We start from the raw sequence: 25686 nt of genomic DNA, 5'->3' as shown, positions 1-25686 counted from the left end.
AATTTCATAAAAAAATTAAACCATCTTGTTGAATTCTTTTCGGAGCCTTTTAATAATTCTTTTTTCAAGTCGGGAAATATATGACTGGGAGATCCCGAGCATATCGGCAACGTCTTTTTGTGTTTTTTCTTCCCCTCCGACAAGCCCGAAACGGAGCTCCATGATCTGTTTTTCTCTGTCATTGAGCTGTTCAAGCGCTTTTTTCAGCAGCTTCTTGTCAACGTTTGCTTCGATGTCTTTTGTAATAATGTCGTTTTCTGTTCCGAGCACATCTGAGAGAAGCAGCTCATTTCCGTCCCAATCGATGTTCAGCGGTTCGTCGAATGATACCTCTGAACGGATTTTATTGTTTCTTCTTAAATACATCAAAATTTCATTTTCAATGCATCTGGAAGCATATGTAGCCAGTTTGATTTTTTTCTCGGGATTAAACGTATTCACCGCTTTGATGAGCCCGATCGTGCCGATGGAGATTAAATCCTCGATATTGATTCCTGTATTTTCAAATTTTCTCGCGATGTACACGACCAGTCTGAGATTTCGTTCAATCAAAATCGCTCGTGCCGCCTGATCACCGTCAGGCAGCTTATGGAGAAGCACCTGCTCTTCATCTTTTGACAATGGCGGGGGAAGCGCCTCGCTTCCGCCGATATAATAAATTTCGTCGCTTTTCAGCCCCAGTTTCATTAAAAGTTTGTACCATAGATAGGTTAACCTTAATTTTAGTTTTTTCATCTTCCTCCCCCTTCTAAATAAACGTCTTCAGGAGTATGATAATGTAACAGACTTCAAGTTTAAGAAACGTGTTTGACCGGGTTTCCGGCCAGCATTTTCGGATGGACGATGGCGTCAAATTCGCCGTCAGCGGAAAGCGGTGATGTGCTGATGCCAATCAGGCATTTCGGCGCTTCAATCACTTCTCTTTCCGTACAAACGAGCACATGATCCGGCTTTAAGCAGAGCAGAAACTGATGCTGATGGCCGACCCCGCGGTACGGAATCAGGCGGATCCGCCCGATATACGGCAGTGCTTCATCCAGTTTCCCGACGGCATCAAGCGGGCTCATTTCCTTGATGGTCACACTTGCCTCTTCTCCCAATACAACTTTCAATTTTTCAATATTGACGATCATGACGGGCGTTTTTGTGATTGGATCGTAGAGCTGGTTTCCGGAGTCAATCAATCCGGTGAAATGAAGCGTATGTTCACCAATGCAGGCCTCTAGGCGGACGCGTTCTTCGTATTGAATTTTCTTCGCTTCAGCATCTTCAAAACGCTTTTTTGAAAACAGCCATACAGCCGCAAAACCCACACAGACAAACAGCCAGCTGACGGGGTCTCCAAAACCGGACCAATTCGTCATAAAGACGCCGTTTTCCATGATCGAATCCGTTTCAAGCAAAGAATGCGCTCCGATAATCCCTCCTCCCATTAAAAAAGTGGCAAAATAAAAAGAAAACAAATTCTGCAAAAAAAACCGGAACCGCTTAAAACCAAATGCCACAAGAACGATCACAACCGAAAACGACAGTTTGCCGGCAGGATGAAGGACGTACGGTGAAAAAGGTGTAAACATAAACAGAACGATGCTTGACGCGACAAATGCCCCTAGGATCAGCCTCCGCTTTTTAACCCTTCGCTTTAAAATAAATGCGGTCATCATTAAAAGCAGCAAGTCAAAACAAAAGTTTAACAGCCATATCGCATCTAAATAGATTTCCACATCCTTCCCCTTTCTGCGGCTCGGTGACCTTAGTGTTTGTTTTCCTAAGTATAAATCAAGCCCAAAGGTAAAGTCTGTCAATTAATGTTGCGTAAATCGTACATTTTTTGAAGTTTTCGTACTGAATTTGTCGATCGTAAAACGAAAAAAACGCTGCCATTAAAGACAGCGTCTTTTCACCTTTATTTCAGCTTTTCATTGATATACAGCTTGCCTTTTGCCGTTTGTCTCGTTTCATTGCCGTAATCATCTCTGACGATGACCTCGATTTCCGCTCCTTTTGCTTTTGCAGTTGAAGTAGCGGTCCAATATCCTTCATATTTTCCTTTTGAGACTTCTCTGATCGGCAGCTCCGTTACGTTTTGGGCAGCGGTTTTGAAATTGGTCAGCGGCATTCTGATCACAAAGACAGCATCCAAATCAGCGGCGCTTTCAAACTCGATTTTCACGGTTTCTCCCGTTTTGAGCTCGAGATCTTCGGCCGGTTTCAAGCCGGTGATTTGCGGCGCTTCAAAGTTGACATCTACCGTGACCTTTTTGGTCGTTTTGTTGCCTGCCGCATCCGATGCCGTTACTTTGATTTCATTTTTGCCGTTGTCAAGCATAATCCTTGCAGAATATTCGCCATTGTCAACAGCTGCTTTTTTGCCGTTTACATGAACAGATTCTAAGTGATCGTCTGATACTGTTCCTTTCACGGTGACGGTCTCTTTATTGAGTTTTGAGCCGCTTTCCGGCGTGTCGATTGTAAGCTTCGGCTTTTTCTGGTCAAGGACGATCCGGACCGGTTCTGAAGCATCAGTCGTTCCGGAAGCCGATGACGATTTCGCGGTGATGACATTTTCCCCTTTATTCAACGGTATTTCTTTTGAGAAAGTGCCGTCTGCCGCCGTTTCCGCTGTTCCGGCTTCTTCATCCCCGTTAAAGAGATGAACGGTCGTATTCGGCGAGGATGTCCCTTCAATGACAGCGTTCTTTTGGTTGGTGATGAATCCGTCTTTAGGAGACGTAATCACAGGCACCGACAATTCATAGTCGACCAAAGCGCGGATCATAAAGTTGCCTTGGTCTGATGGCGCTTTTGACCATGAGCCGTCCGTATACTGCCAGTTGCGGCCGGAATATTCTCCGTCTTCGTCTGTAGCAAGTCCAGGTGAGTTGGCCAGATCCTCTTTCTGGACGTATACGAGGTAAAAGTCTTTTCCGACGATGATGCCTTCGTCACCTAAATCAACGGTCGTCCATTCGCCTGTGCGGAGCGCTTCAGCCTTGAACGGGCCGGCGATTTTTTTGCCCGGAGAGCCTTTTTCACCCGAAGCATCATAGACCTCTACTGCAAAATCAGTGCCGCCCGGATCAGGGAATTCTGTATCCCAGAATTTAAACAAACCGCCTTTCAGCATGGCTTTTTCCTGCCCGTTTTCAAGCGTCATTTTAACCGCCAGCCCGTTGCCGGATTCATAGAAAGCCCAGGCGTTTTCCCCGGTTCCGTCATCATAGCCTATTTCCCCCGGATAGCCGATGAAAGGATCGAGATCGATATCTTTCGAGACATCGCCTTTTAAATCAACGGAAAACTCGCTGCTGTAATATCCGTTTGCAGAGACCTTTACCGTATACGAGCCTTCATAGGCCGTTAATGAATAGCTTCCGTCATCATCCGTCTGGACTGGTTTTACAGCTGCATCTTCAACGATATACAACTTTGCATGCCGGACGGGTTCGCCCGTTTTTTTATTTTTTATCGTTCCGGTGAGCGTCCCTTTTTTTAGTTCTTTTAAAACAAAGTCTGCCGTTGTTGTCTTGTCGGACTCGATTTTTACGGTTTGGGCGGTTGATTCATATCCGTACGCTTCCGCTTTCAGCGTATAGGTTCCAGGTGCATGAGCCAAGCTGTATGCGCCTGTTGCCTGGTTGGAATATGTCGATTTGCCCGTTTCCAGCACGCTGACCTGAGCGCGCACCGGAAGAACCGCAGGAGCTGCTTTTTTCGTTTCGGTTTTTTCCTGAAGGGCTTCTGCCGGTTTTGCTTTTTTCGGATCAATCATTCGTTTCTTTGTTTTCTTATCCTTCATTTTGGCCGGCTGTTTTTCAACGCCCAATCGTTTTTTCGTACCGGCGCTCTTCACTTCCTTGACAAGCGCTACATCATCGATGTACAGCCCGTCACCTTCAATGCTGTCGTCAGATTGAAGGTTGAACATGACCTTAATCGTCTGTCCCCCGTATTCCGACAAATCGATCTGTCCGTCTTTCCATTCTGATGTCTTGCCGCTGTACTCGGCAGCCGGGATCCATTCACCTTTTCCTTCAGGCTGTACGTAAACGAAGCCGTAATCAAAGTCCTCTTCAATATCGCGCCAATATTTGTATGTGAGATAAAGCTTTTGATTTTTTGGAACGCTGACAGGAGGCATGAGAAGATTCATATTAGCCGAACTTTCATACGGCCCTGTCAGATTTGTTGCGAATACGTTTTTTCCCGATGCTGCGGCGTTCGGGCCTGACTGAGGAATTCCGCGCTCCCATGAATTCTTCACGCCTGATGTGAGCCAGCCGCTGGCGGAATTCTCGAAATCTTGTTTATACCCTGTTGTCACAGCCGGGGAAATCGGGACTTCGTACACTTTGGATTCCGTTTTGTTGCCTCCGAAATCGGTGACAATCCACTTGTAGGAAAGGGTTTTCCCTTCAGAAACAGTTACAGCCGCCTCGTACGTTCCTTTTTTATAGTCGCCGGAAGTTTGTTTGGCAGCGATCGTCTCCCAATCGGCGTCATCTGTTTTATAGCTCAATTTGACCGATATGATGCTGACATCGTCTTCTACATCAGCTTTAAGAGGCGTTTCCGAGCCTGAGTAAATTTCGGTGATCTCTTGATGGTTTAAGGCCGGCGGACTTTTGTCTTCGCCTTCTTTTCCGACTTGTCCTTCCGCTCTGCCCAACCCGTCTGTCACAGCGGACACTGCGTCAAACACGTTCACGAGTCCGTGGCCGTATCCGTTGTTCGGCGATTCGGTAAATTTGCTGTCTGTGAGCGGTGTTGCAGTTTCCATCAAAATCTTTTCGGTCTCATCAACAGTGATCGACGAATCGGCTTGCTTGATAAGAGCGGCGGCGGCTGCGACATGCGGGCCAGCCATTGAAGTGCCGTCCCAGCCGTCTTGATAGCCGCTTCCAGGCACAGATGAGCGAATGTTGACACCAGGCGCCGATATTTCAGGCTTAGTCTCATCATACGGGGAAGGACCTTGAAGTGAAAAATCGGCTAAGCGATTATCGATGTCTGTCGCTCCGGTTGCGAACGCTTCAGGGTAGTTTGCCGGATTGGCAATCGAAGCAGGTCCTCCCGGATTGGCGAAATCGACGTTCCCCGCAGAGAACTCAGGAAAGATGCCGGCAGCTCGCCACGCTTTTACGATATCCCTGTAAAACTCATCAATCCCGGCTCCCCCTGACCATGAGTTATTGACGACATCCGGCGCCATTTCAGGGTGCGGGTTGCCGTCTTTATCTTTTGGCGCCAAAATCCATTCACCTGCTGCAATAAGGTCTTCGTCCGTACCGCCGTCATCTGAAAAAGCTTTCACAGCAATCCACTTCGCACCCGGCGCCACGCCGATTTGGTTTTGGCCGTCAGGCTCTGAGCCGACCATCGTCCCGGTTACATGCGTGCCGTGCTCCAGATCGTCAAATGGTTCAGAAGCGCCTGAAACCGCATCATACCAACTGAATTCGTGGTTAGGCTGATCGGGATGCTGCGGGTCATATCCGCGGTATTTTTCTTTCAAGGCCGGATGATCCCACTGCACGCCCGTATCAATCGACGCGACAACCGTGCCCGATCCGTCATATCCCAATTTCCAGGCTTTTGGTGCGTCGACTCGATTGATATTCCATTCGATTTCTTTTTCATCCTTGGCTGCTGATTTTTTCACAGACTGTTTAGTCGGTTTGATCAGCTGCCTTTTTTCGTTCGGAAGCACTTTTTCTACTTCCGGAAAAGCCGCTACTTGTTCCATGACCTCTTTCGTCGCATGGACGGCCATGCCGTTGACAATATAATAGGATCTGATTTTTTTTACGTCCCCCTGTTTTTCCTGCTTTTTTAAATAACGTTTCAGATCGCTTTGCGACTCATCCGCTTTGACTCTTAAAGCGGAAACAACAGCCGAGCGTTTTTGATATTCTGTTTTAGCAGCGCTCAGCGACTTTTTCTTCGCGTTCTTTTCCGCCTGTTTGGCCACTTTTGGTGTATCGACTTGATCTTTCAGTTTAATCAAAAATGTGACTTGATCTTCTTTTTTGAACTGTTTGACAAGAGTTTTTGAAATTTTCCCCTTCCCTGCGGCTGCTTGTTCTTTCATGGAAGTAAGTGCGGGCTTTGCCGCGGCATCTGAAACGGCGGGCATGAACAGCGAGCCGATTAACAAACCGCTTAAAATGGTGGAAAACGCCTTTTTTCTCAGCTTTCTTTTCAAATGAACATCCCCCTTTTTTATGAAATTAGCTGAATTTTCCTGTCCCCCCCTCCTTGTGGACGCCTTGTCTGACTTTGATGTAACTTAAATATAGTAAAAACTGGTTAATTATTTTGTCGGTATTTGTCAAGGCCTTGTTTAAAATTAGATAAAAAAAGGACAAAACCGCTTAAAGGTTTTGTCCTTTTTTATCATTTAGTTTTTTTAGCTGCGTCAAAAGCTTTTAAAGCGTTGACCAAGCCGTATCCGTAGCCGTTGTTCGGGGATTTTTTAAACGTTTTGTCAGTCAGAGGCGTCGCCGTTTTCAGCAGGATGCGCTCGATTTCATCGACTGTGAGGTCCGGATTGGCTTCCCTCATTAAGGCGACGATGCCGGATACATGCGGGGTCGCCATCGATGTCCCGTTCATTGCAGCATACTTATGTCCCGGATAAGCAGAGCGGATGCTGACGCCAGGTGCAGAAATATCGGGCTTGATTTCGTCATATGGCGAAGGCCCTTGCAATGAAAAGTCGGCTAACGCGTTTGAGCTGTCAACTGCGCCAATCGCGAAAGATTGCGGATAGTTGGACGGGTTTTCAACTGAACCCGGTCCGCCCGGTTCGAATTCGCTGACATTGCCCGCTGCAAATGCAGGGAAGATATCAGCTGCCCGCCAAGCTTTGACAATATCCAAATACCATTCATCGAGTCCGCGTTCCCCTGCCCAAGAGTTGTTGACGACATCGGGAGCCTTTTCAGGGTGCGCTTTTCCTTTCGCATCTTTCGGGGCCAAAATCCATTCTCCTGCAGCCAAAAGGGATTTTTCATCTCCGCCGTCCTCTGAAAAGGCCTTGACAGCTATCCATTTCGCCGTCGGCGCGACACCGATCTGGTTTTTGCCGCCGGCTTCTGAGCCGACCATCGTGCCTGTCACATGTGTGCCGTGGCCCAACTCATCATATGGCGTTTTCTTATTGCTTACCGCATCAAACCAGTTGAACTCATTGTCTGGACTGTTCGGTTTAGAAGGGTTGTAGCCTCTGTACTTTGTTTTCAACGCCGGATGATCCCACTCTACGCCGGTGTCAATTGAAGCGACGACGGCTCCTTTGCCTTTATAGCGCTTTTTCCAGACATCCGGCGCATGAACCTGCTCAATGTTGGAAGCAGGGGTGCGATCCGCGGTTGTTTTCGATTCTACTGTAGGTTTTTCGGTATTGCCCAGCTTGATTTTTTGATTGGGCAGCACCTTTTCAACCTCAGGAAATGAAGCCGCTTTTTCCATAACATCTTTTGTCGCCGTCACGGCGATGCCGTTTACAATATAGAAAGATTCCACTTTCTTAGCTGTTCCTTTTTTCTCTTCTTTTTCCAAAAACGATTTCAAATCTTTTTGTGTTCTTTCAGCTTTTGTACGCAGGGAAGTCAGCACTGCCGAGCGTTTGATCTCTTTTGCTTTTTTCACGGTCATAACGCTTGCTTTCGCCCGTTTTTCAGCCGCGGTTGCCGCTTGCTGAAGGTTCGCCTGGCTTTTCATTTTAATTAAAAAGGTCACTTTACCTTCTTTCTCAAAACGTTTATAAAGAGCGCTAGATATTTTGCTTTGTTCCTTTGTCTTCGCTGCCGTGCCTGTATCAGCCTGCACAGCAACCGGAGCGAGAAGTGAACCGATGAGTGCAGCGCACATGAACGTGCGGAATAATGGCTTTTTCTTCACATGACATCCTCCTTTAAGCAATAGCAAATATAGTCGTTTCTTGCGTTTCTATGTCTAGAAACAGAATCTATTAATAATGGTAATAGAAAAGGTTTATAGATATTGTCGTATTCTGTCATTTTTCCTTTGTCAGTTTGCAAATTCGTTCTTTTTACATATGACTTGTTCACCGTTCATAGTTCGGCCTGATGACAAGAAAAAAGGAAAATCTGTACATTCGGGAGAAAAGAGAGAGATTAGATGCAAGGCTTTTGAGGGAGCCGCTTCCATCAAGAAGACAATTGATGCTTTTGGAGGGGAAGGAACATCGGCTGCTGTTCCAGCGCGCAAAAAAAGCCGCCGACTTCTTGTCGGCAGCTTTCCAATGTATTGTAGACGTTTAGCGTTTATTGCGGTTTCTTAAGAAAGTCGGGATGTCAAGCGTATCCTCGGCAGGCTGTGATGGGCTGCGATGCGGCATGCTTGGCTCCTCGCGCTTCGGCTCCCGTTTCGGAGCAGGCTGATGATGCTGTTTTAAGCCTTGGTTTAAAGGTCTCTGCGGCTTTGATGAATCTTGATCCTGTTCGATAAATCCAGTCGCGATCACCGTAACGACGATCTCGTCTTTTAAGTTTTCATTGATGACAGATCCAAAGATCATGTTGACGTCCTGGTCAGATGCAGCTGCAACGATGTCCGCCGCTTCCTGAACTTCGTATAGGCTTAAGTTGGTGCCGCCTGTAATGTTCATCAGCACGCCTTGGGCGCCGTCAATCGCCGTTTCAAGCAGCGGGCTGGAAACAGCTTTTTTAGCGGCTTCCGCAGCGCGGTTTTCGCCTGTCGCTACACCGATACCCATCAGTGCAGAACCTTTGTTGGACATGATCGTTTTGACATCGGCAAAGTCAAGGTTGATCAGTCCAGGCGTTGCGATCAGGTCTGAAATGCCCTGAACACCTTGGCGGAGAACGTTGTCCGCTTCACGGAACGCTTCAAGCATCGGTGTGTTTTTATCGACGATTTCAAGAAGACGGTCATTCGGAATGACGATCAGGGTGTCGACGGCTTCCTTCATTGCTGAAATACCGCCTGCAGCCTGAAGCTGTCTTTTTCTTCCTTCAAAGGTAAACGGCCTTGTGACAACGCCGACAGTCAATGCGCCCAGATCTTTTGCGATTTGTGCGATGACAGGTGCCGCGCCCGTTCCTGTTCCGCCGCCCATTCCGGCTGTGACGAACACCATATCTGCACCTTTCAGCGCTTCTTCAATTTGTTCTTTGCTTTCCTCTGCGGCTTTTTTGCCCACTTCCGGATTGGCTCCGGCGCCGAGCCCGCGCGTCAGCTTCGCACCGATCTGCATTTTCGTTTCCGCTTTTGACAGGTTGAGAGCCTGAGCATCCGTGTTGACTGCGATAAACTCGACTCCCTGAACGTCATTTTCGATCATCCGATTGACGGCATTGTTACCGCCGCCACCTACTCCTATTACTTTAATCGATGCTAAGCCGTCTATATTTGTTTCAAACTCTAACATGCTAAATCCTCCTAATCCGTCGAATGACTAATCTCTATTCCCAAAAGATGTTAAATATTTTCTTCATTTTGCTCGGCTTTTTCTCAGCTTGAGCCTGCTGCTTGGATTTTGGCTTCGGTCGCTGCTGCACTTCTTTTTGATGAGTTGCCGCGACTTCCTGAACCGCTTGTTCCGGCATCTTAAACCCTACTTTTCTGCCTTGGATTTTTGCGTTGCGGTAAGCGAATTGGATGAGGCCGACTCCTGTCATGTATTGAGGTTCTCTTACACCGATATAATTCGGGCTAGCCACTCTGACGTTATTTTGAAGAACATCCTGTGCGAGGCTGAGGACCCCCGGCATTCCAGCCTGTCCCCCTGTAAGCACAAAGCCTCCCGGCAATTCTTTTATTCCCATGTTCCGCAGTTCCTCTGCCACGAATAAAAAGATTTCTTCAAGCCTGGCTTCTATAATGTCTGCCACTTCCCGCTGAGTAAAGGTCTGCTTTTGGTCCGTCCCGATCACGGCGACTTCAAATGTTTCCTCTTCCGACGCTTCTTCGTAGAAAGCATGTCCAAACTGCTTTTTCACCCGCTCAGCTTCGTCCGTGGAGGTGCGCAATCCGATTGAAATATCCTTGGTGATGTTTTCTCCTCCCAGTGGTATGACACGGGTCGCAAGAAGGTGGCCGTCCTCAAATACGGCAACCGTTGTTGATCCTCCCCCGATGTCGATTAAAGCCACTCCGAGGTTTTTTTCGTCCTTTGATAAAGCGACAGATCCGGCAGCCAGCGGCTGAAGGCAAATATCCGTTATTTCAATTCCCGCTCTTTCCACACAGCGGAGCAGGTTATGTAAAATCGTTTTAGAGCCCGTGATCAGCGATCCTTCCACTTCAAGGCGGACGCCGAGCATCTTTTTCGGATCTGTAATATCGCCTCTTCCGTCAACGATAAACTGTCTCGGAATCACATCGACGATCAGCTGTTCAGGCGGGATGGAAACGACTTGAGCGGCCTCCATCACCCGGCGCACGTCTTCAACGTGGATTTCTTTATTCTCGCTTGAGACAGCCACAACACCGTTCGTATCTTGAATATGGATGTAGTTCCCATTAACCCCGACGATCGCGTGGGTCAGCGGAAAACCTATCATTCTTTCTGCTTGTTCAAACGCTTTTTTTATAGAATGAACCGTTTCATCTATATCAACGATTGATCCTTTTTTCAGCCCCTCTGAGGGAACATTTCCGACTCCGATAATGTTAAGAGAATCGTCTGACATTTCACCGACGATCACTTTAATATTGGACGTACCGATGTCTAGACTGACGTAAAGTTCATTGTTGTTCATTCTATGGCACCTCCTCACATTTCAGTCAATTCTATTCTATTATTTGCCGAACAACAATACAATGAATCTGGTTTTACAAGTGTGTAACAATCAATACAAACCAATACGCTTCGTTTTCAGTTTTAGGATTACTGTGAATATTCGTGATATCCTATGTATATCCTCTTTTAAATCCGATTTTTTTTAATTTTTTCTCCTCGATGCCGTCCATTTGGCGAGCAGTATTCTTCTGATGACCGCGATGTTTTGAAAAAGCCTCACGCCAAATGCAAACATACCGACTAAATACAAGTCTACACCAAGATGAACGCCCAGAAAAGCCAAACTTATGGCAAGAATAATATTGAAGAAAAAGCCTGTCACAAAAACTAGTTCATCGTATACACTTTCCAAATGGGCCCTTATTCCCCCGATCAACGTATCGAGCGATGCCAGAATCGCCAGGGACAAATAATTTGAGTACTCATCCGGAATGGTGAAATTCGTGCTGAACCCGATTGTAATTCCGAGCAAAAGCCCTAAAACCGGAAGCCACATTAGGAATTCTCTCCTTTTGATTTTTCGAGCGGTTTCAATGGCGCAACTTGCATTGAACCTTCGTAAGCTTTGATTTTGATTTGTTTTTCAGGCCTTTTGATTTGCAAATCCAGATTTTCTCCCGCGAACAGATCCTGCAGGGATGAAGCATTCATTCGGCTATATAGTTTATCGGCGTTTTTGCCGATGACTTTTACCGTTATCGGATAGTTGTCCAAAGGATAACCGTCTATTTTGGTTGTTCCGTTGATATCGCGGATCACCGTCGTGTTGACAACCCTTCTGTCGTTGATGGATATTTCTTCCGCTTCATACATATTCAGTTCATTAATCAGCTTTTTCAGAAGGTCGGGAGGGGGATTTTGAATCGATTCCCCTGTCAATTCTTCCGAGAAGAGCTGAGAAATGGTGATGATGATTCCGTTCCCTGTGACATCTGTGAAGCCGGCCTGTTTTTTTAAGTTTTGAAGCGTTTCATTCAACGCTTTTGTCCGCGAGGTTTCTTCTTGATGACTGTATGTGTTCAGCATTTTTTCATACTTGTCAATTTCGCTGATCAGATCAAGCTGTTTTTTCTGTTCTTCCTTCAAGTCCTCCCTGAGGTCCCAAATGTCCCGCGTATCGCGGACCTTCGGCGCCTTCAGCGAATTGAACTGCACGGACAGCATAATGCCGAAAATGAGCATCAAGATGCTCAAACTGATGAAACGATTATTTTTCTTCAATGTCCGCCCACCAACTTTTCAACGTTCATTCCCCTTGCTTCAAAAGGGGCTCCATCTCGATATTATCTTGTTTTTCGATGCTGACTGAAATATGATCGCGGCTCAGCTGGTCCACAAGCCCTCCTGCAATGTTCAGCGCCGGCATCAGCACATCCGCATCCCCGATGGCCGAAATAACAAACGGCGCCGGATACTGGTTGCCGTCAACCGTGATGACAGGGCCGTTGCACGATATGTAGGAATGATGTGTCACGCGCTGTCCGTTGATCGACACCGCGGCCGCCCCGGAAATCCACAGCTCATTGAGCAGGCGGAAAATGTGGCTTTCATGGACGATATAGTTGTTGACATTCTCACCCTCTGGGATGTACGAAGCGTCTTTCAGCGTCACTTTGATCCCTTCGCCCTGAACGCCGATTTCCCCGACGAACATTCTGTACCTCTCAACATCTTCCACAATATTGTAGTACTCTTTTTTTTCCTTTTTCAAAGCCGTCTCTGTTTTCTGTACTTCCTGCTGTTTTTTGTAAAGCTCCTGTTCCAGCTTCTTATTTTGCTTTTCTTGGGAAATCAGCCGGTCGCGCAGGGAATATTCCTCTTTCCAATTTTCAGCAGTTTCTTCATGGTCTTTGTTTTCCCTGGCGAATTGATAGGAGAAAGACAGCAGGAAGCCGAGGACAAGCATGGCGAGTGAAAGATTGACTGTGTGCCTCTTCAATTTCCGTCTCCCTTTTTGCTTTCATCCGTTTTTTTCAGAGGTTCAAAATAAGTCGCGACTTCCATATGGATAATGCCTTTTTCCCCTTTCGGCAGCTCTTTTACGATCGCCGGATAGCTGTTCATTTTCTGTCCGAACGTTTTCAGCGAAGCTGTCACGATATAGCCGTCGTTCATATACAGTTTGATCAGCCAAGGGTTTGATTTTTGAGGCGTATAGTTGATCTCGGAAATCGATTTTTTCACGGAATCGGAAAGCTTGTTCAGCTGTTTTGCCATTTGAACGAGCTTTTCGTCTTCCTCCCAGTTATTAAGGGTTGGTCCGATGTCAGTCGGCGTCACCTCTTCAGGAAGCACCGTGCCGTTTTCAAGCACGGAGTAGTACACATTATGTTTTTGCAAAAACGCAATGCTTTTATACTCTTCGATGGAGATGGCGATTTTGTTGGGCAGTTGTTTAGAAATTTCGGCTTTTTTGATCAGTTTATTCTGCTCGATCTTTTCTGCGGCTTTTTGCTTGCTCAGACTCCAAAATTCCGTCTGTCCTTTATGGATTGAAGAAAGGGAAATGATCTGTTCCTTTGAAACGTTTTTGTTTCCTTTGATCTCTACCTTCGAGACTTTGCTGATCGGCGTCTGCAGGTAAATGATGATCAGCATCATCGTGAAAAAGAGCAGAATAAAGGTGATCAGCCGGCGGTTTGCCTTTTGCTTTCGCTGTTCTTTAATTTTGGGAATACGTTCTTCTATATTCACTACTTTTTCTTTATCAATACCGGGTTTCACGTAGGCTCACCTCAGGTTAATAAAGCAGACAAAAAGACTTTTATTTGCTTATTTTTGTTCGAAAAAAGACGCGCTTTTCGACATATGAAAGCACGGGGGCAAGCTAAAAAGCTTCCGTTTAGCGAAACAAACGACATACTAGGATGCCGTTTGCTTGTTTGTTTCATACATTATATCATAAGGCGATCTGAAGTAGAGAGGCCGTTTACCGTTTTTCTCCGATAATTTCGACCTCAGTGTGCATGTCGATATCGTATTTTTCCTTAATCGTTTTCTGAATGAATGCAATCAAATCAAGGACGTCTTTCGCTGTTGCGCCGCCTGCGTTGACAATGAAATTGCCGTGCATCTCCGAAACCTTTGCCCCGCCGATCTGATGGCCTTTCAAACCAGCCTCTTCAACTAGCCGGCCCGCATGTTCAGGCAGCGGGTTTCTGAAGATGCTGCCTGCGCAAGGGTTGGACACAGGCTGCGTTTCTTTTCGGTAGTCTTTGTTTTTCTGCATCTGCGCGACGATCTGATCGCGTTCTTTTTGCTCCAATTGGAGAACGGCTTCAAGACAAATGCCCGGCCGCTTGTTTTGAAGGATGGATGTGCGGTAGCTGAACGCCATCTCTTCATTCGTCAGCCATTCGATCGTTCCGTCTTCAAAAAGGATCAATGCTTTCACCAATACTTTGCTGATATCTGAGCCGTGGGCGCCGGCATTCATGTAAACCGCTCCGCCGACCGAACCAGGAATGCCTGCGGCAAATTCAAGGCCGGAAAGCCCTTTTTTGCTGATGCCTGTCGCAAGCCTTACGACAGAGTAGCCGCCGCCGACCGTCACTTGCTCGCCGTCGATTTCCATATGGTCGAGTCCCTGGCCGAGCTTGATGACGACGCCTCTTATCCCTTCATCGAGAACGAGAAGATTCGAGCCTCTGCCGATGGCCGTCCACTTGACGCCGTGCTTCTTGACAACCTTCATCGTATCTTTGACAGCTTGAATGTCTTTCGGAATCACCAGCACGTCAGCCGGTCCTCCGATTTTAATCGTTGTATGGTTGCTGAGCGGCTCGTTTTCCAGAACTTTGCCGACTTCAAGTTCTTTTAATTCTTGTATCACCTTATCCATCGAAAACCTCCACAATCCTTCTGTCTTATCATTTTGCATGATGTTTCAATTCTTTCAGCACATTGTACAAGCGTTCCGCAGCGTCCGGCACGCCAAGCGATTTCGCGCGGATCTTCATCTCTTCCAACGTCTTTTCGTCTTGTAAAATATGATCGATCGCCTGAATTAAGCGGTCTCCATTAAGCTCTGATTCTTTTAAAACGACAGCGGCGTTCTGCTCCCCGAGTGAGCGTGCGTTTACTTCCTGGTGGTTGGCCGTAACATACGGACTCGGAATCAGAACGCTTGGAATGCCGAGCGCGGTGATTTCCGCTATTGTCGTTGCCCCTGCGCGGCCCACGACGACATCGAACGCTTTTAAGTACTCGGGCATTTGATGGAGAAACGGCTGGACGACCATATTCGGAGCGGCGCCTTCTTTTTCAAGCGCAGCTGTGACTTTATCATAGTGAACTTCCCCTGTGACATAAAGAACCTGGTAATCCCGCTTTTTTAATTCGTTTTGCATCGCAATGACCGCTTCATTGATCGGAGCGGCACCGCGGCTGCCTCCGAAAATAAGGACCGTTTTTTTGCCCTCTGCAAGACCCAAAGCGGTCAGGGAACGGCCCCCTTTTATAGAGACGACTTCAGACGCCCTCGGGTTTCCTGTAAAAACAACTTTTTCTGCAGGAAAATGTGTTTTCGCTTCATCAAAACAAATCGCTACCTTATCAACATATTTGGATAAAAACTTATTGGTGAGTCCGGGAAGGCTGTTTTGTTCGTGGATAATCGTCGGAATCCCCAGTTTTGAAGCGGCGTATACGACGGGGCCGCACACGTAGCCGCCCGTGCCGATCACGGCATCCGGCTTGAACCGTTTTAATTCTTCTTTGCATTCTTTTACACCCTTTAAAAAGCGCATGACGGTTTTGACGTTTTCAAATGAAAGTTTTCTTTTAAAACCCGTAATTTCAATCGCTTTGAAAGGGATCCCTTCCCGCTCGACGATATTTTTCTCCAGGCCTTTTTCGGTTCCGATATATAAAAACTCAACATCTTCGTGATGCCGTTTCACTTCTTTAATAAACGCAAGGGCGGGGTAAATATGGCCGCCCGTTCCGCCTCCGCTAACAACAATCCGCATCTGTTCTCCCCCTTAATCCTTATGTACACGCCGATAACCCTGCTATCTCGCAACAGGGTTATCGCCAAAATCTAGTATCTAGAATACCTGCTGACATTCAGCAGCACGCCGACCGCCATGAGCATCAAGGTCAGTGATGAACCGCCATAGCTTAAAAACGGAAGCGTAATGCCTGTAACAGGAATCAAACCAGTCACGACTCCGATATTGATCATAACCTGAATCGCTATCATCGAAATGACGCCGACGGCGACAAAACTGCCGTATAAATCGGGCGCACCGAGCGCGATTCTGATGCCTCTCCATAATAGAACGCTGAAGAGCAAAAGAATCAGCGATCCGCCGATAAAGCCGAGCTCCTCTGATAAAATCGCAAAAATAAAATCTGTCTGCGGCTCAGGCAGATAGAAAAACTTTTGCCTGCTCTGGCCGAGGCCGAGGCCGAACAGCCCGCCGGGCCCCACCGCATAAAGAGACTGAATGATTTGAAAGCCGCTTCCTAAAGGGTCCTCCCAAGGGTTCAAGTATGAAGTGATCCTTTTGATCCGGTACGGCGCCGACAGCACAAGGCCGACAAAACCGCTCAGTCCGATCAGGCCGAGAAAAACGAAGTGCGAAATTCTCGCCCCCGCGACAAAGATCATAATGATGCATGTGCCGACCATCACGGTTCCTGTTCCGAGGTCAGGCTGCATCATGATGATCAGAAAAGCTGAAAAGACAATGCCCAGCGCCGGCACAAAGCCTTTTCTAAACGACGTAATATTCTTTTGCTTTTCAGATAAAAACTTGGCCAAAAATGCGATCATCGCGAGTTTCATAAACTCGGACGGCTGAATGCTGAAAGCGCCGACTCCGATCCAGCTCCTCGACCCGTTCCGTTCCATGCCGATCCCGGGAACCAGGACGATGATGAGCAGAAAGAAACATACAATGATCAGTATTTTCGCATAAGTCCTCCACGTCCAGTAGTCGACGTTCATGATGAAAAACATGGCGATGACCCCGATGCCGGCAAACAAAAGCTGCCGTTTCGCAAAGAAAAAGGAGTCGTCGTATTTGTAAGTCGCCCATACTGCACTGGCGCTGTATACCATAATCAGTCCGATTGTTAAAAGCAATAGCGTAATGATAACCAGCAAAAAATCCGGTGACGTTTTTTTTGTTTGCAAAGCCGAACACCCCAAGCTCTAATTCTTAGGGCTATCTTTACGAGACAAGCCCTTATTTAAGCATATGCACGGCGTTTACAAACATGTCACCACGTTCTTCAAATGTTTTGTACTGATCCCAGCTTGCGCAGGCCGGGGACAGAAGAATGACATCTCCTTCGTCTGACAGGCTGAACGCCGCAGTTGCTGCTTGTTCAACATTATCGACACGTTTAACCTGTTGTATTCCCATTTCTTCGGCCAGCTTCTCAAACTTCGGCGCGGTCTCGCCGAAAGTGATCACCGCTTTTACAAAAGACATATGCGGCTTTAGTTCATCAAATTCATTTCCGCGGTCAAGCCCCCCTGCCAGCAAAATGACCGGCTTTTGAAAGGCGGACAGCGCTTTTTTCGTCGCAAGAATGTTTGTCGCTTTGCTGTCATTGTAAAACAGTCTGTTTTTGATCGTCGCGACGTATTGCATCCTGTGCTTAACACCTGTAAAGCTCGTCAGCACCTTACGGACGGCCGCGTCGGAAACGCCTGCTGTTTTAACGATGCAAAGGGCGGCCAAAATGTTCTCCAAATTGTGCTCTCCCGGCAAAACGACGTCTTCCAGCGGCATGACCGGTTCGCCGTTAAACATGATTGCGCCGTCTTTCACGCACGCTCCGCGCTCAAGTGTCCGGCGGACCGAAAAATACACCTTCTCCGCTTTTGAACACTCCGCGAGCCGGACGACTGTCTCATCGTCCAAATTGACAACGGCAACGTCTGTTTCCGATTGATTTCGATAGACCTGCTGTTTGGCAAGCTCATAATTTTTGCGCGAATGGTGATAATCGAGATGGGCATCAAATACGTTTAATAATAATCCAATCTTCGGTCTGAATTGATAAGTCCCCATGAGCTGAAAACTCGACAGCTCTGTCACGATCCATTCGTCTCCGCTGGCCTGATTGGCCACTTCGCTTGCCGCCGTACCGATATTCCCAGCAACGAGCGCTTTTTTCGAATCGGCCTTCAGCATTTCATAAACAAGCGTTGTCGTTGTCGTCTTTCCGTTTGAACCGGTAATGCCGATGAACGGAGCATCTGTCAGATGATAGGCGAGTTCAACCTCCGTCCAGACCGGGATACCCCGCTTCAGCGCTTCTTCGACCATCACGTTTTCATAGCGGATGCCCGGATTTTTAATCAGAATGTCGATCGAATGAAGATCAAACAGTTCCGTCGGATGAGAGCCGCAGACGACTTCCACCCCTTTTTCCGCGAGAATCCGCGCAGGTTCATTTTCCTCAAAAGGCAGCTGGTCATTCACGACAACCTTTACGCCTTTCTCATGAAGGATCGAAGCGGCAGCATATCCGCTTTTCGCCAGCCCCAGTACGAGCACATTTTGATTTTGCAATAAATCTTGAGTATCCACTTATAACCACACCTCGATGTAAATTCCTAAGACGGCAAGCAGAAGCCCCGCTGTCCAAAAAGTGACGACAACTCTCCACTCAGACCATCCGACAAGCTCGTAGTGATGGTGAAGAGGGCTCATTTTGAAAATTCGTTTGCCGGTCGTTTTAAATGAAATGACCTGCAAAATGACGGACAGCGTTTCAATGACGAATACACCGCCGATGATAACAAGCAGGATTTCCAGTTTCGTTAAAATCGCGATCGTCACAATCGCGCCGCCGAGGGCAAGCGACCCTGTATCTCCCATAAAGACTTTCGCGGGGTGCGCGTTAAACACAAGAAATCCTAACACCGCTCCGACAACGGCAACCGCGAAAATTGCGACATCGTATTGCGACTGGTTCCACGCCAAAATCGCAAACGCACCGAACGCGATGGCAGCTGTACCCGACAACAGACCGTCAAGCCCGTCAGTCAGGTTGACGGCATTTGAACCGCCGACAAGCATAAAGATGACGAGCACTGGATAAATCCAGCCGAAGTCAAACGACAGCTCTGTTCCCGGAATGCGGATGTCAGTCGGCATTCCTTGGAAGTGGTAGACGGCATAGAATACGAGAGCAATCACGATCTGACCGATCAGTTTTTGTTTGGATGTGAGTCCAAGGTTGCGCTTCATCACGACTTTAATATAATCATCCAGAAAGCCGAGCAGACCGTATCCAACCGTAACAAACAAGAGGAGGATCATGTTCATGCTGACTTCGGAAAATTTCATCGTCATAACAATGGTCGTCGCGATAATCGACAATATGATCATGACGCCGCCCATCGTCGGCGTTCCCGATTTTTTCTGATGGGATTTCGGACCTTCCTCACGGATGCTCTGCCCGAATTTCAGCCTTCTTAAAAACGGAATGAAAATCGGAGATAAAAGAACGCTGATTAAAAAGCCCATGATAATGGTAAATAAAATTACTTGTTCGAGCATCGTTCTTCTCTCCTTTCCGCATGATATAAGAAGCAGCATACGCATTTATCATATTCACTGTTTTTTTTCATATGTTGATTTATTTCATCCATCATTTCAACAACTCTTTCCTGTAGTTCTTTTTCGATTATTTCAGCTCAAGAATGGCTCTTTTGGCCACCTCAGCGTCATCAAAATCAAAGGTTTGACCGCCGATCTGCTGGTAAGTTTCATGGCCTTTGCCTGCAATCAGGACGACATCGCCTTTTTTGGCGTTTGCAATTGCAAAAAAGATCGCTTGCTCGCGGTTGACGATGCTGTGATAGTAAGCTCCTTTTACGCCTTCCTCCATATCGTTTAAAATGGCGAGCGGGTTTTCGCTTCTCGGGTTATCGGCTGTAAAGACGGGTTCATCAGCAAGGTCAACGGCGATCTTCGCCATTTTCGGACGCTTCGTCTTATCGCGGTCTCCACCGCAGCCGACGACGACAAACAGCTTTCCTTCCGTTAAGCCTCTGCACGTATTCAAGACATTTTCGAGGCTGTCAGGGGTATGGGCATAATCGACGATCACCGGGAAGTCCTGGCCTGCGTCCACAAGCTCAAATCTTCCTCTGACCCCTTTCAGCCCTTCAATTCCTTCTGTAATCGTGGCAAACGGGATATCCGCTGCAATCGCGATCGCGGCAGCCGTTAAAACATTGTAGACGTTAAACAGGCCGACAAGCGGAATCGTCACTTGTGCAGAACCTTTTGGCGTCACCAGGTCAAAGGTTGTCCCTTTCGGAGCCATTTTGATATTTTCAGCCATGACATCGGCATCGTTTTGAATTCCGTATGTCAAAAGATGTGCTGACGTCACTTGGGCGAAATAGGCTGAAGCAGGGTCATCCGCATTCAGCACGGCCCACTTCGGTGTTTCGTGGTTAAAGGATCCGCCGAGCTGCGAGAAAAGCAGACTTTTCGCATGTTTATATTCTTCCATTGTCTCGTGGTAGTCGAGGTGGTCCTGGGTCAGGTTTGTAAATGCGGCGATATCGTAATCACACCCGTGCACCCGGCCCATGTGGAGAGCGTGTGAAGATACTTCCATGACGGCTGTATCCACACCCTGATCAACCATTTTTCTAAACGTTTTTTGAAGTGTGACGCTTTCCGGCGTCGTATTTTTCGCCTCGAACGTTTCGTCGTGGATTTTCGTGTACATCGTGCCGATCAGTCCTGTACGGCTCCCGGCTTTTCTAAAGATCTCCTCCACCATGTGAGAAGTCGATGTCTTGCCGTTCGTGCCTGTAATTCCGATCAGCCTCAGCTGCTTTGTCGGCTGGCCGTAAAAAGCGTCCGACAGCACGGCAAGCGCTCTCTTCGTATGACGGATGATAATCACCGGCACATCGGCGTCCACTTCCCTTTCCGCCACAATGGCGGCGGCCCCTTTTTCAGCGGCTTGGCGGGCGTAGTCATGCCCGTCGACTGTATAGCCTTTTATACAAACAAAAAGACTCCCTGTCTTGACTTCCCTGGAGTCCATCTCAATTGAAGTTATATCAGGGTCTTCTTGGCCGGCATAGGAAGGTACATTTTTTAAATATGTAAGAAGCTTTGTCAATTTCATCGTATCAAACCTCTCAAGTCTCATCATTCTTCATTCGTTGTCATATTGATTCGCCGCACGAGCTTCGTGCAGACATACAGTTCATATTTTAGCGTAAAAAAGAGGATACATCCAGCTAATCCTTTAAAATCGATATATTTTTTAGGAGGAACGGCCCCGGACATCAGCAGGCAGCCGCTCCTATATTGAAACGAATTAATCAGAGGCTCCGTCATCGCTGTCAAGATAAATGCGAATCGTCGATCCTTCTTTTACTTTTTCGCCCGGCTTAGGGGACTGCTGAACGACGACATCGCCTTCTCCGGAAGCCTTCAGCCTGAGGTTGATCAGCAATGGTTCAAGCTCTGTCACGGAAAGCCCTATAAGGTTCGGGACCTCGATCAGCTTTTTGTCCAGCCATTGATATTCGCGTTCGATCTGATCTTTCCGCTTCTTAACGCCGAGCTGCGGAAGACTGTCTCTCATGATGTTTCCGACGATCGGCGCTGCAACCGTACCCCCGAATTGAATCGTTCCTTTCGGGTTGTCGACGGCGACGTAGACGACAATGCTCGGATCATCTGAAGGAGCCGTTCCGATAAATGAGACGATGTGGTTGTTTTTCAAATATTTCCCGTCTTTTACTTTTTGCGCCGTACCGGTTTTGCCGCCGACCCGGTAGCCGTCGACAAAAGCGTTCCGCCCCGTCCCCTGGGCGACAACGCTCTCCAGCGCGTAGCGGATCTGTTTGGATGTCTCTTCAGAAATCACTTTTCTTTTGGCGATCGGCGTCTGTTTTTTCACTGTTTGTTTTGTCACGGGATCAATCCACTCTTTGGCAATATACGGCGTATACAGCGTTCCGCCGTTAACAGCCGCAGAAACGGCCGTGACCTGCTGGATCGGCGTCACCGATACCCCCTGCCCGAAAGCTGTTGTCGCCTGCTCTACGGGGCCGACGCGGTCAAGAGGGAATAGGATGCCTGTTCCTTCGCCTTGCAGATCGATCCCGGTTTTTTGTCCGAAGCCGAAACTTTTAATGTAGGTGAACAGTTTTTCTTTGCCGAGCCGCTGACCAAGCTCAACAAATCCCGGGTTGCACGAATTTTGGACGACTTCAAGAAACGATTGTGCGCCGTGTCCGCCGCGCTTCCAGCACTTCAGCCTCGCGCCGTCCACTTCAACGGAACCTTTATCATAGAATTGATCTTTTTGGAGGTTGACTTTGTTTTCCTCCAAAGCTGCGGCAAGCGTGATGATTTTAAAAGTAGAACCCGGCTCATATGTGCTCCATACAGGCAGGTTCCGGTTATAGACTTTGGGATCGATTGATTGGTAGTTTGCGGGATCAAAGTCCGGCCGGCTGACCATCGCCAATATCTCCCCGTTTTTCGGATTCATCGCAACACCGACCATACCGTCCGGATTATACTTCGCTTCTGCGATATCAAATTCCCGCTCCATGATCGTCTGCACCTTTGAATCGATCGTCAGCTTCATATCAAGCCCGTCTTTCGGCGGGGTATAGTCATCCGCCTCCCCAGGCATTCTCTTGCCTTTTGCATCGGAATAAAATTTCACATAGCCCTTTTCGCCCTTCAGCTCTTTGTCATAAAAGGCTTCAAGGCCGAGCAGACCCTGGTTGTCAATGCCCGCAAATCCGAGCACATGGGACAGATAGCTGCCGAACGGATAATGGCGGATCGAGTCTTCTGCGATGTATACGCCTTTCAAATTGAGATCTCTGACTTCTTTTGCTTTCTCGTGGGAAATCTTCCGGCCCTCGGGATTGATCCTTTCAATCGACGTTTTTTTCGTGACATGTTTATACGCTTTTTCTTCCGACATATTCAAAACGCTGGCCAGCAGTCTGCTCGTTTTGATCGGATTTTCAACTTGCTTCGGAACAACCAAAACCGATGGCGCGCTTTGGTTTGTTGCCAGCTTGACGCCGTTCCTGTCCAATATTTCGCCCCTTTCCGGCTCAAAAGGAAGGTTCCGGCTCCAAGAATCTTTTGCTAAAGTCGTCAGTTTATCCCCGAGAACGAACTGAACGTATCCGAGCCTTGTATCAATAATCAAAAAGATGATCACACCAAAAAGCAGAACGAATATTAAACGTTTTCTGACCGTTACATTGGAAACGCGCAAGAGACCGTTCACTCCTTATTTAGGCTTGTTTCATTTTATGCCTCGGAGCGTTTTGATAGAACGGCCCGATTTTTCATCTATTCAAGGCGGCCGCGTCCAAACGGAAGGCTATCGACTTTGAGCCGATAGCCTTTGACGGGATCTATTCGTTTTTCAATCTGACTTTCACGACTGAATTTGCTTTTAATTCTTTGCCTGCTTTTACATTTTGACTCTTCACATAGCCCTGGCCGCTCGTTTCGATATGAATGCCTGCCATGGCGCCGAAGCGGAGGGCGTCCCGTTTTGACCAGCCTGTCATATCTGGGAGTGTGATTTTCCCGTCGGTTTTCAGGAAGACCCGTTGGTTCGGCAGGACGGCTTCGCCCGCTTTCGGGTACTGTTCTTTCACAGCCAAGCCATCGCCGATCGTAACGGGAACAAGGCTGCTGCCTTGCGCCTCTTTTGCGGCGGATTCGGCTCGTTTGCCGGAGAAATCAGGCATTTTCAGCTGTTTTTCTTCCTGCTTTTCTTCTTTTTCAGTCTCTTTCGGTGTGATATTTAAGTAGTGAAGACTGTTTTTCATCACCGGATTGAAAATTTTTGACACCGGAGCAGAGCCTGTTTCCGTAGCTTTTAATTGCGGCTGCTGCACGGCCACATAAACGAGAAGCTGCGGATCGTCCTTCGGGGCCATGCCCATGAAGGAGAACACGTAGTTTTCGCGGCCGGTCAAATATCTGCCGTCTTCTCCGGCAATTTGCGCCGTACCGGTTTTTCCGGCGACATCAAATCCTTCGATCTTGTACGGCTGCCCCGTTCCTTTTTCAGATGTGACGACTTTTCCCAACAGCTCGCGCACTTCTTTTGCCGTTTTGGCAGAGATCGGCTGGCCGACTTGTTCCGGTTTATTTTGATAAATCGTTTTGTTTTTGTCAGAATCAACGACATGATCGATCACATAAGGCTTCATCATTTTTCCGTTATTGGCGATCGCCGTCGCGGCCTGAAGCTGCTGGATCGGCGTGACAGCAGAGCTCTGTCCAAAAGCCGTCGACACTTTATCCCGCAAATATTCAAAGTTGATTTTGCTGTTCGCTTCCCCAGGCAGGTCAATCCCCGTTTTGTCGTAAAAATGGAATTTCCGCAAATATTGATTGAACCGGTCCGTGCCGAGTTTATCGTTGGCAAGGATCGCAAACGCGACGTTTGAGGAGCGTTCAACACCTTCATTAAAAGTGATCGGGCCCCAGCCGTTTCCACCGTTATGGTCTTTGATCGGCTTATCTTTTTTAGAAACCGAATATGATCCAGACTTGTATTGTTCTCCTCCATTATATACGCCTTCTTGGATGGCCGCCGCCAATGTGAAAATCTTCATCGTCGAGCCCGGCTCAAAGCTGTAGGAGACAAGGTCGTTGTAATAGTTCGTGACATCGCGCACGTTCGGGTTGAAGCTCGGCCTTTGCCCCATCGCAAGCACTTTGCCCGTTTTCGGATCAACAACCGCCGCCATAATCTTTTTCGGCTTGTACTCTTTTTGAACGGTCGTCATGCTGTCTTCCAAAAACGCCTGGATTTTTTGATCGATCGTCAAATACACGTTGTCTCCGTTGTTTGGCGCTTTAATCTTTTCATTGCTGTTCGGCAGGCGCCAGCCCGTTCTGTCGGTATCGTACGTCATGTATCCGTCCGTTTCTTTCAAATAATCGTTCAGCGTTTTTTCAAGGCCCATCATGCCTTGCATTTCACCCGTTTTTTCGTTGATCTGCGAATAGCCGATGAGGTTGGAGGCGAAGATTCCGTTTGGATAGTAGCGCTTCGTATCGCGGGTGAACACGATGCCCGGCAGCTTCAGCTTTTCGATTTTCTCTTTTTGGGCGTATGTCAAATCCCGTCCCGCCGATCCGAATTCGACCTGAAACGCTCCTTTTTTATTTAGAATATCGAGCACTTTCCCCTCATCCATGCCGAGGATCGGCGCGAGCTTCTCAGCTGTCAGCTGCTTGTCCTTAACGTATTGAGGCTTCATCTTTTCGCTCATAATCGCGACAAGCTTATATGTCGTAGCATCTTCGGCAAGCACTTTTCCGTTCCGGTCAAGGATCGATCCTCGGTGGGCTTCGATCGTCCGCTTTTTCTCATACTGTTCGTTCGCCTTCTGCGCAAGCACTTCGCCGTTCACTTTTCCCGTCGCTTGAATAAACGCAAACCGTCCTACGATGACAAAGAAAAAGAGGGCAAAACAAATGCTGAGTATTGCCGCTCCTCTGTTCATGAATTTATTTTTTTTCGGCATTTTGCATCATTCCTGTATGTCTTTCACTTTTTTATCACCCAATTTAAGGCCTTTTTTCCGGGCGATGTCCATGATACGGTCCGGCTCTTTCAGCATATCGGCTTCTTTTTCGAGGTCATCAACTCTGCTGCTTTCCGTTTCAACCTTCTTTTCGAGCTTTTGAATTTCAATATTGGTCTGATACGCGGCAAAAGCCTTTGAAATCATAAAAAGTGAAGCGCTGAGCACAGCCAGGGCGAAAAGCACAATCAATACCTTTTCCCCCAGCGTAATCGATGCTCTTCTCCGGATGATAACGGATTGTTCTGCACTGTCTGTCTGTCTTTGCTGTTTTTCTACTTTATAAGCCAAATTGCTCATAGACTGA

Annotated in this window: 19 protein-coding genes; all 19 read right to left on the bottom strand. The window is 47.6% G+C overall.

The features are described 5' to 3' along the window. Nucleotides 1–15: 15 nt before the first annotated feature. Complete coding sequence (gene sigE / locus TRNA_RS30170) at nt 16–735, bottom strand: RNA polymerase sporulation sigma factor SigE (protein WP_003181573.1); 720 nt, start codon at nt 733–735, stop codon at nt 16–18. Nucleotides 736–794: 59 nt separating this feature from the next. Continuing rightward, a complete protein-coding gene (gene spoIIGA / locus TRNA_RS30165) occupies nt 795–1724 on the bottom strand; it encodes a sigma-E processing peptidase SpoIIGA (protein ID WP_009328548.1) in 930 nt (309 codons plus the stop codon). A gap of 182 nt (nt 1725–1906) precedes the next feature. Further along, nucleotides 1907–6205 carry a S8 family peptidase gene (locus TRNA_RS30160; protein WP_011197961.1) on the bottom strand — a complete coding sequence of 1433 codons (4299 nt, stop codon included), beginning with the start codon at nt 6203–6205 and terminating at the stop codon, nt 1907–1909. A gap of 191 nt (nt 6206–6396) precedes the next feature. Further along, complete coding sequence (locus tag TRNA_RS30155; RefSeq protein ID WP_011197960.1) at nt 6397–7905, bottom strand: S8 family serine peptidase; 1509 nt, start codon at nt 7903–7905, stop codon at nt 6397–6399. A gap of 379 nt (nt 7906–8284) precedes the next feature. After that, nucleotides 8285–9418, bottom strand: coding sequence for a cell division protein FtsZ (gene ftsZ, locus TRNA_RS30150; protein ID WP_003181563.1), 1134 nt, complete (start codon nt 9416–9418; stop codon nt 8285–8287). A gap of 34 nt (nt 9419–9452) precedes the next feature. Then, complete coding sequence (ftsA, locus tag TRNA_RS30145; protein ID WP_011197959.1) at nt 9453–10751, bottom strand: cell division protein FtsA; 1299 nt, start codon at nt 10749–10751, stop codon at nt 9453–9455. 183 nt (nt 10752–10934) lie between these two features. After that, complete coding sequence (locus TRNA_RS30140) at nt 10935–11288, bottom strand: small basic family protein (protein ID WP_003181559.1); 354 nt, start codon at nt 11286–11288, stop codon at nt 10935–10937. Then, entirely contained in the window at nt 11288–12013 is a 726-nt protein-coding gene (locus tag TRNA_RS30135; RefSeq protein WP_003181557.1) for a DUF881 domain-containing protein, read from the bottom strand. The genes TRNA_RS30140 and TRNA_RS30135 overlap by 1 nt, the downstream gene beginning before the upstream one ends. 25 nt (nt 12014–12038) lie before the next feature. After that, entirely contained in the window at nt 12039–12731 is a 693-nt protein-coding gene (locus TRNA_RS30130) for a DUF881 domain-containing protein (protein ID WP_003181554.1), read from the bottom strand. Then, entirely contained in the window at nt 12728–13516 is a 789-nt protein-coding gene (locus TRNA_RS30125; protein WP_003181552.1) for a cell division protein FtsQ/DivIB, read from the bottom strand. The genes TRNA_RS30130 and TRNA_RS30125 overlap by 4 nt, the downstream gene beginning before the upstream one ends. Nucleotides 13517–13721: 205 nt before the next feature. Further along, entirely contained in the window at nt 13722–14633 is a 912-nt protein-coding gene (murB, locus tag TRNA_RS30120) for a UDP-N-acetylmuramate dehydrogenase (RefSeq protein WP_003181550.1), read from the bottom strand. A gap of 28 nt (nt 14634–14661) precedes the next feature. Continuing rightward, complete coding sequence (gene murG / locus TRNA_RS30115) at nt 14662–15762, bottom strand: undecaprenyldiphospho-muramoylpentapeptide beta-N-acetylglucosaminyltransferase (protein ID WP_003181548.1); 1101 nt, start codon at nt 15760–15762, stop codon at nt 14662–14664. A gap of 71 nt (nt 15763–15833) precedes the next feature. After that, complete coding sequence (spoVE, locus tag TRNA_RS30110; RefSeq protein ID WP_003181546.1) at nt 15834–16934, bottom strand: stage V sporulation protein E; 1101 nt, start codon at nt 16932–16934, stop codon at nt 15834–15836. A gap of 52 nt (nt 16935–16986) precedes the next feature. Then, nucleotides 16987–18342 (bottom strand): UDP-N-acetylmuramoyl-L-alanine--D-glutamate ligase, encoded by a 1356-nt coding sequence (gene murD, locus TRNA_RS30105; protein WP_003181544.1) that lies wholly within the window; start codon nt 18340–18342, stop codon nt 16987–16989. Further along, a complete protein-coding gene (gene mraY, locus TRNA_RS30100) occupies nt 18343–19317 on the bottom strand; it encodes a phospho-N-acetylmuramoyl-pentapeptide-transferase (RefSeq protein ID WP_003181543.1) in 975 nt (324 codons plus the stop codon). Between the two features lie 127 nt (nt 19318–19444). Continuing rightward, on the bottom strand, nt 19445–20911 hold the full coding sequence (locus TRNA_RS30095) for a UDP-N-acetylmuramoyl-L-alanyl-D-glutamate--2,6-diaminopimelate ligase (protein ID WP_011197958.1): 1467 nt from the start codon (nt 20909–20911) through the stop codon (nt 19445–19447). A gap of 195 nt (nt 20912–21106) precedes the next feature. Beyond that, complete coding sequence (locus TRNA_RS30090) at nt 21107–23041, bottom strand: stage V sporulation protein D (RefSeq protein WP_003181540.1); 1935 nt, start codon at nt 23039–23041, stop codon at nt 21107–21109. A 142-nt stretch (nt 23042–23183) separates the two neighbouring features. Next, on the bottom strand, nt 23184–25319 hold the full coding sequence (locus TRNA_RS30085; protein WP_003181538.1) for a penicillin-binding protein: 2136 nt from the start codon (nt 25317–25319) through the stop codon (nt 23184–23186). Between the two features lie 6 nt (nt 25320–25325). Further along, nucleotides 25326–25679 (bottom strand): cell division protein FtsL, encoded by a 354-nt coding sequence (gene ftsL, locus TRNA_RS30080; protein ID WP_003181536.1) that lies wholly within the window; start codon nt 25677–25679, stop codon nt 25326–25328. Nucleotides 25680–25686 lie beyond the last annotated feature (7 nt).

The sequence above is a fragment of the Bacillus licheniformis DSM 13 = ATCC 14580 genome, from assembly GCF_000011645.1.
Lineage (GTDB): Bacteria > Bacillota > Bacilli > Bacillales > Bacillaceae > Bacillus > Bacillus licheniformis.
The sequence above is the reverse complement of the archived record's forward strand: the minus strand, read 5'-3'. Positions and strand labels throughout refer to the sequence as shown.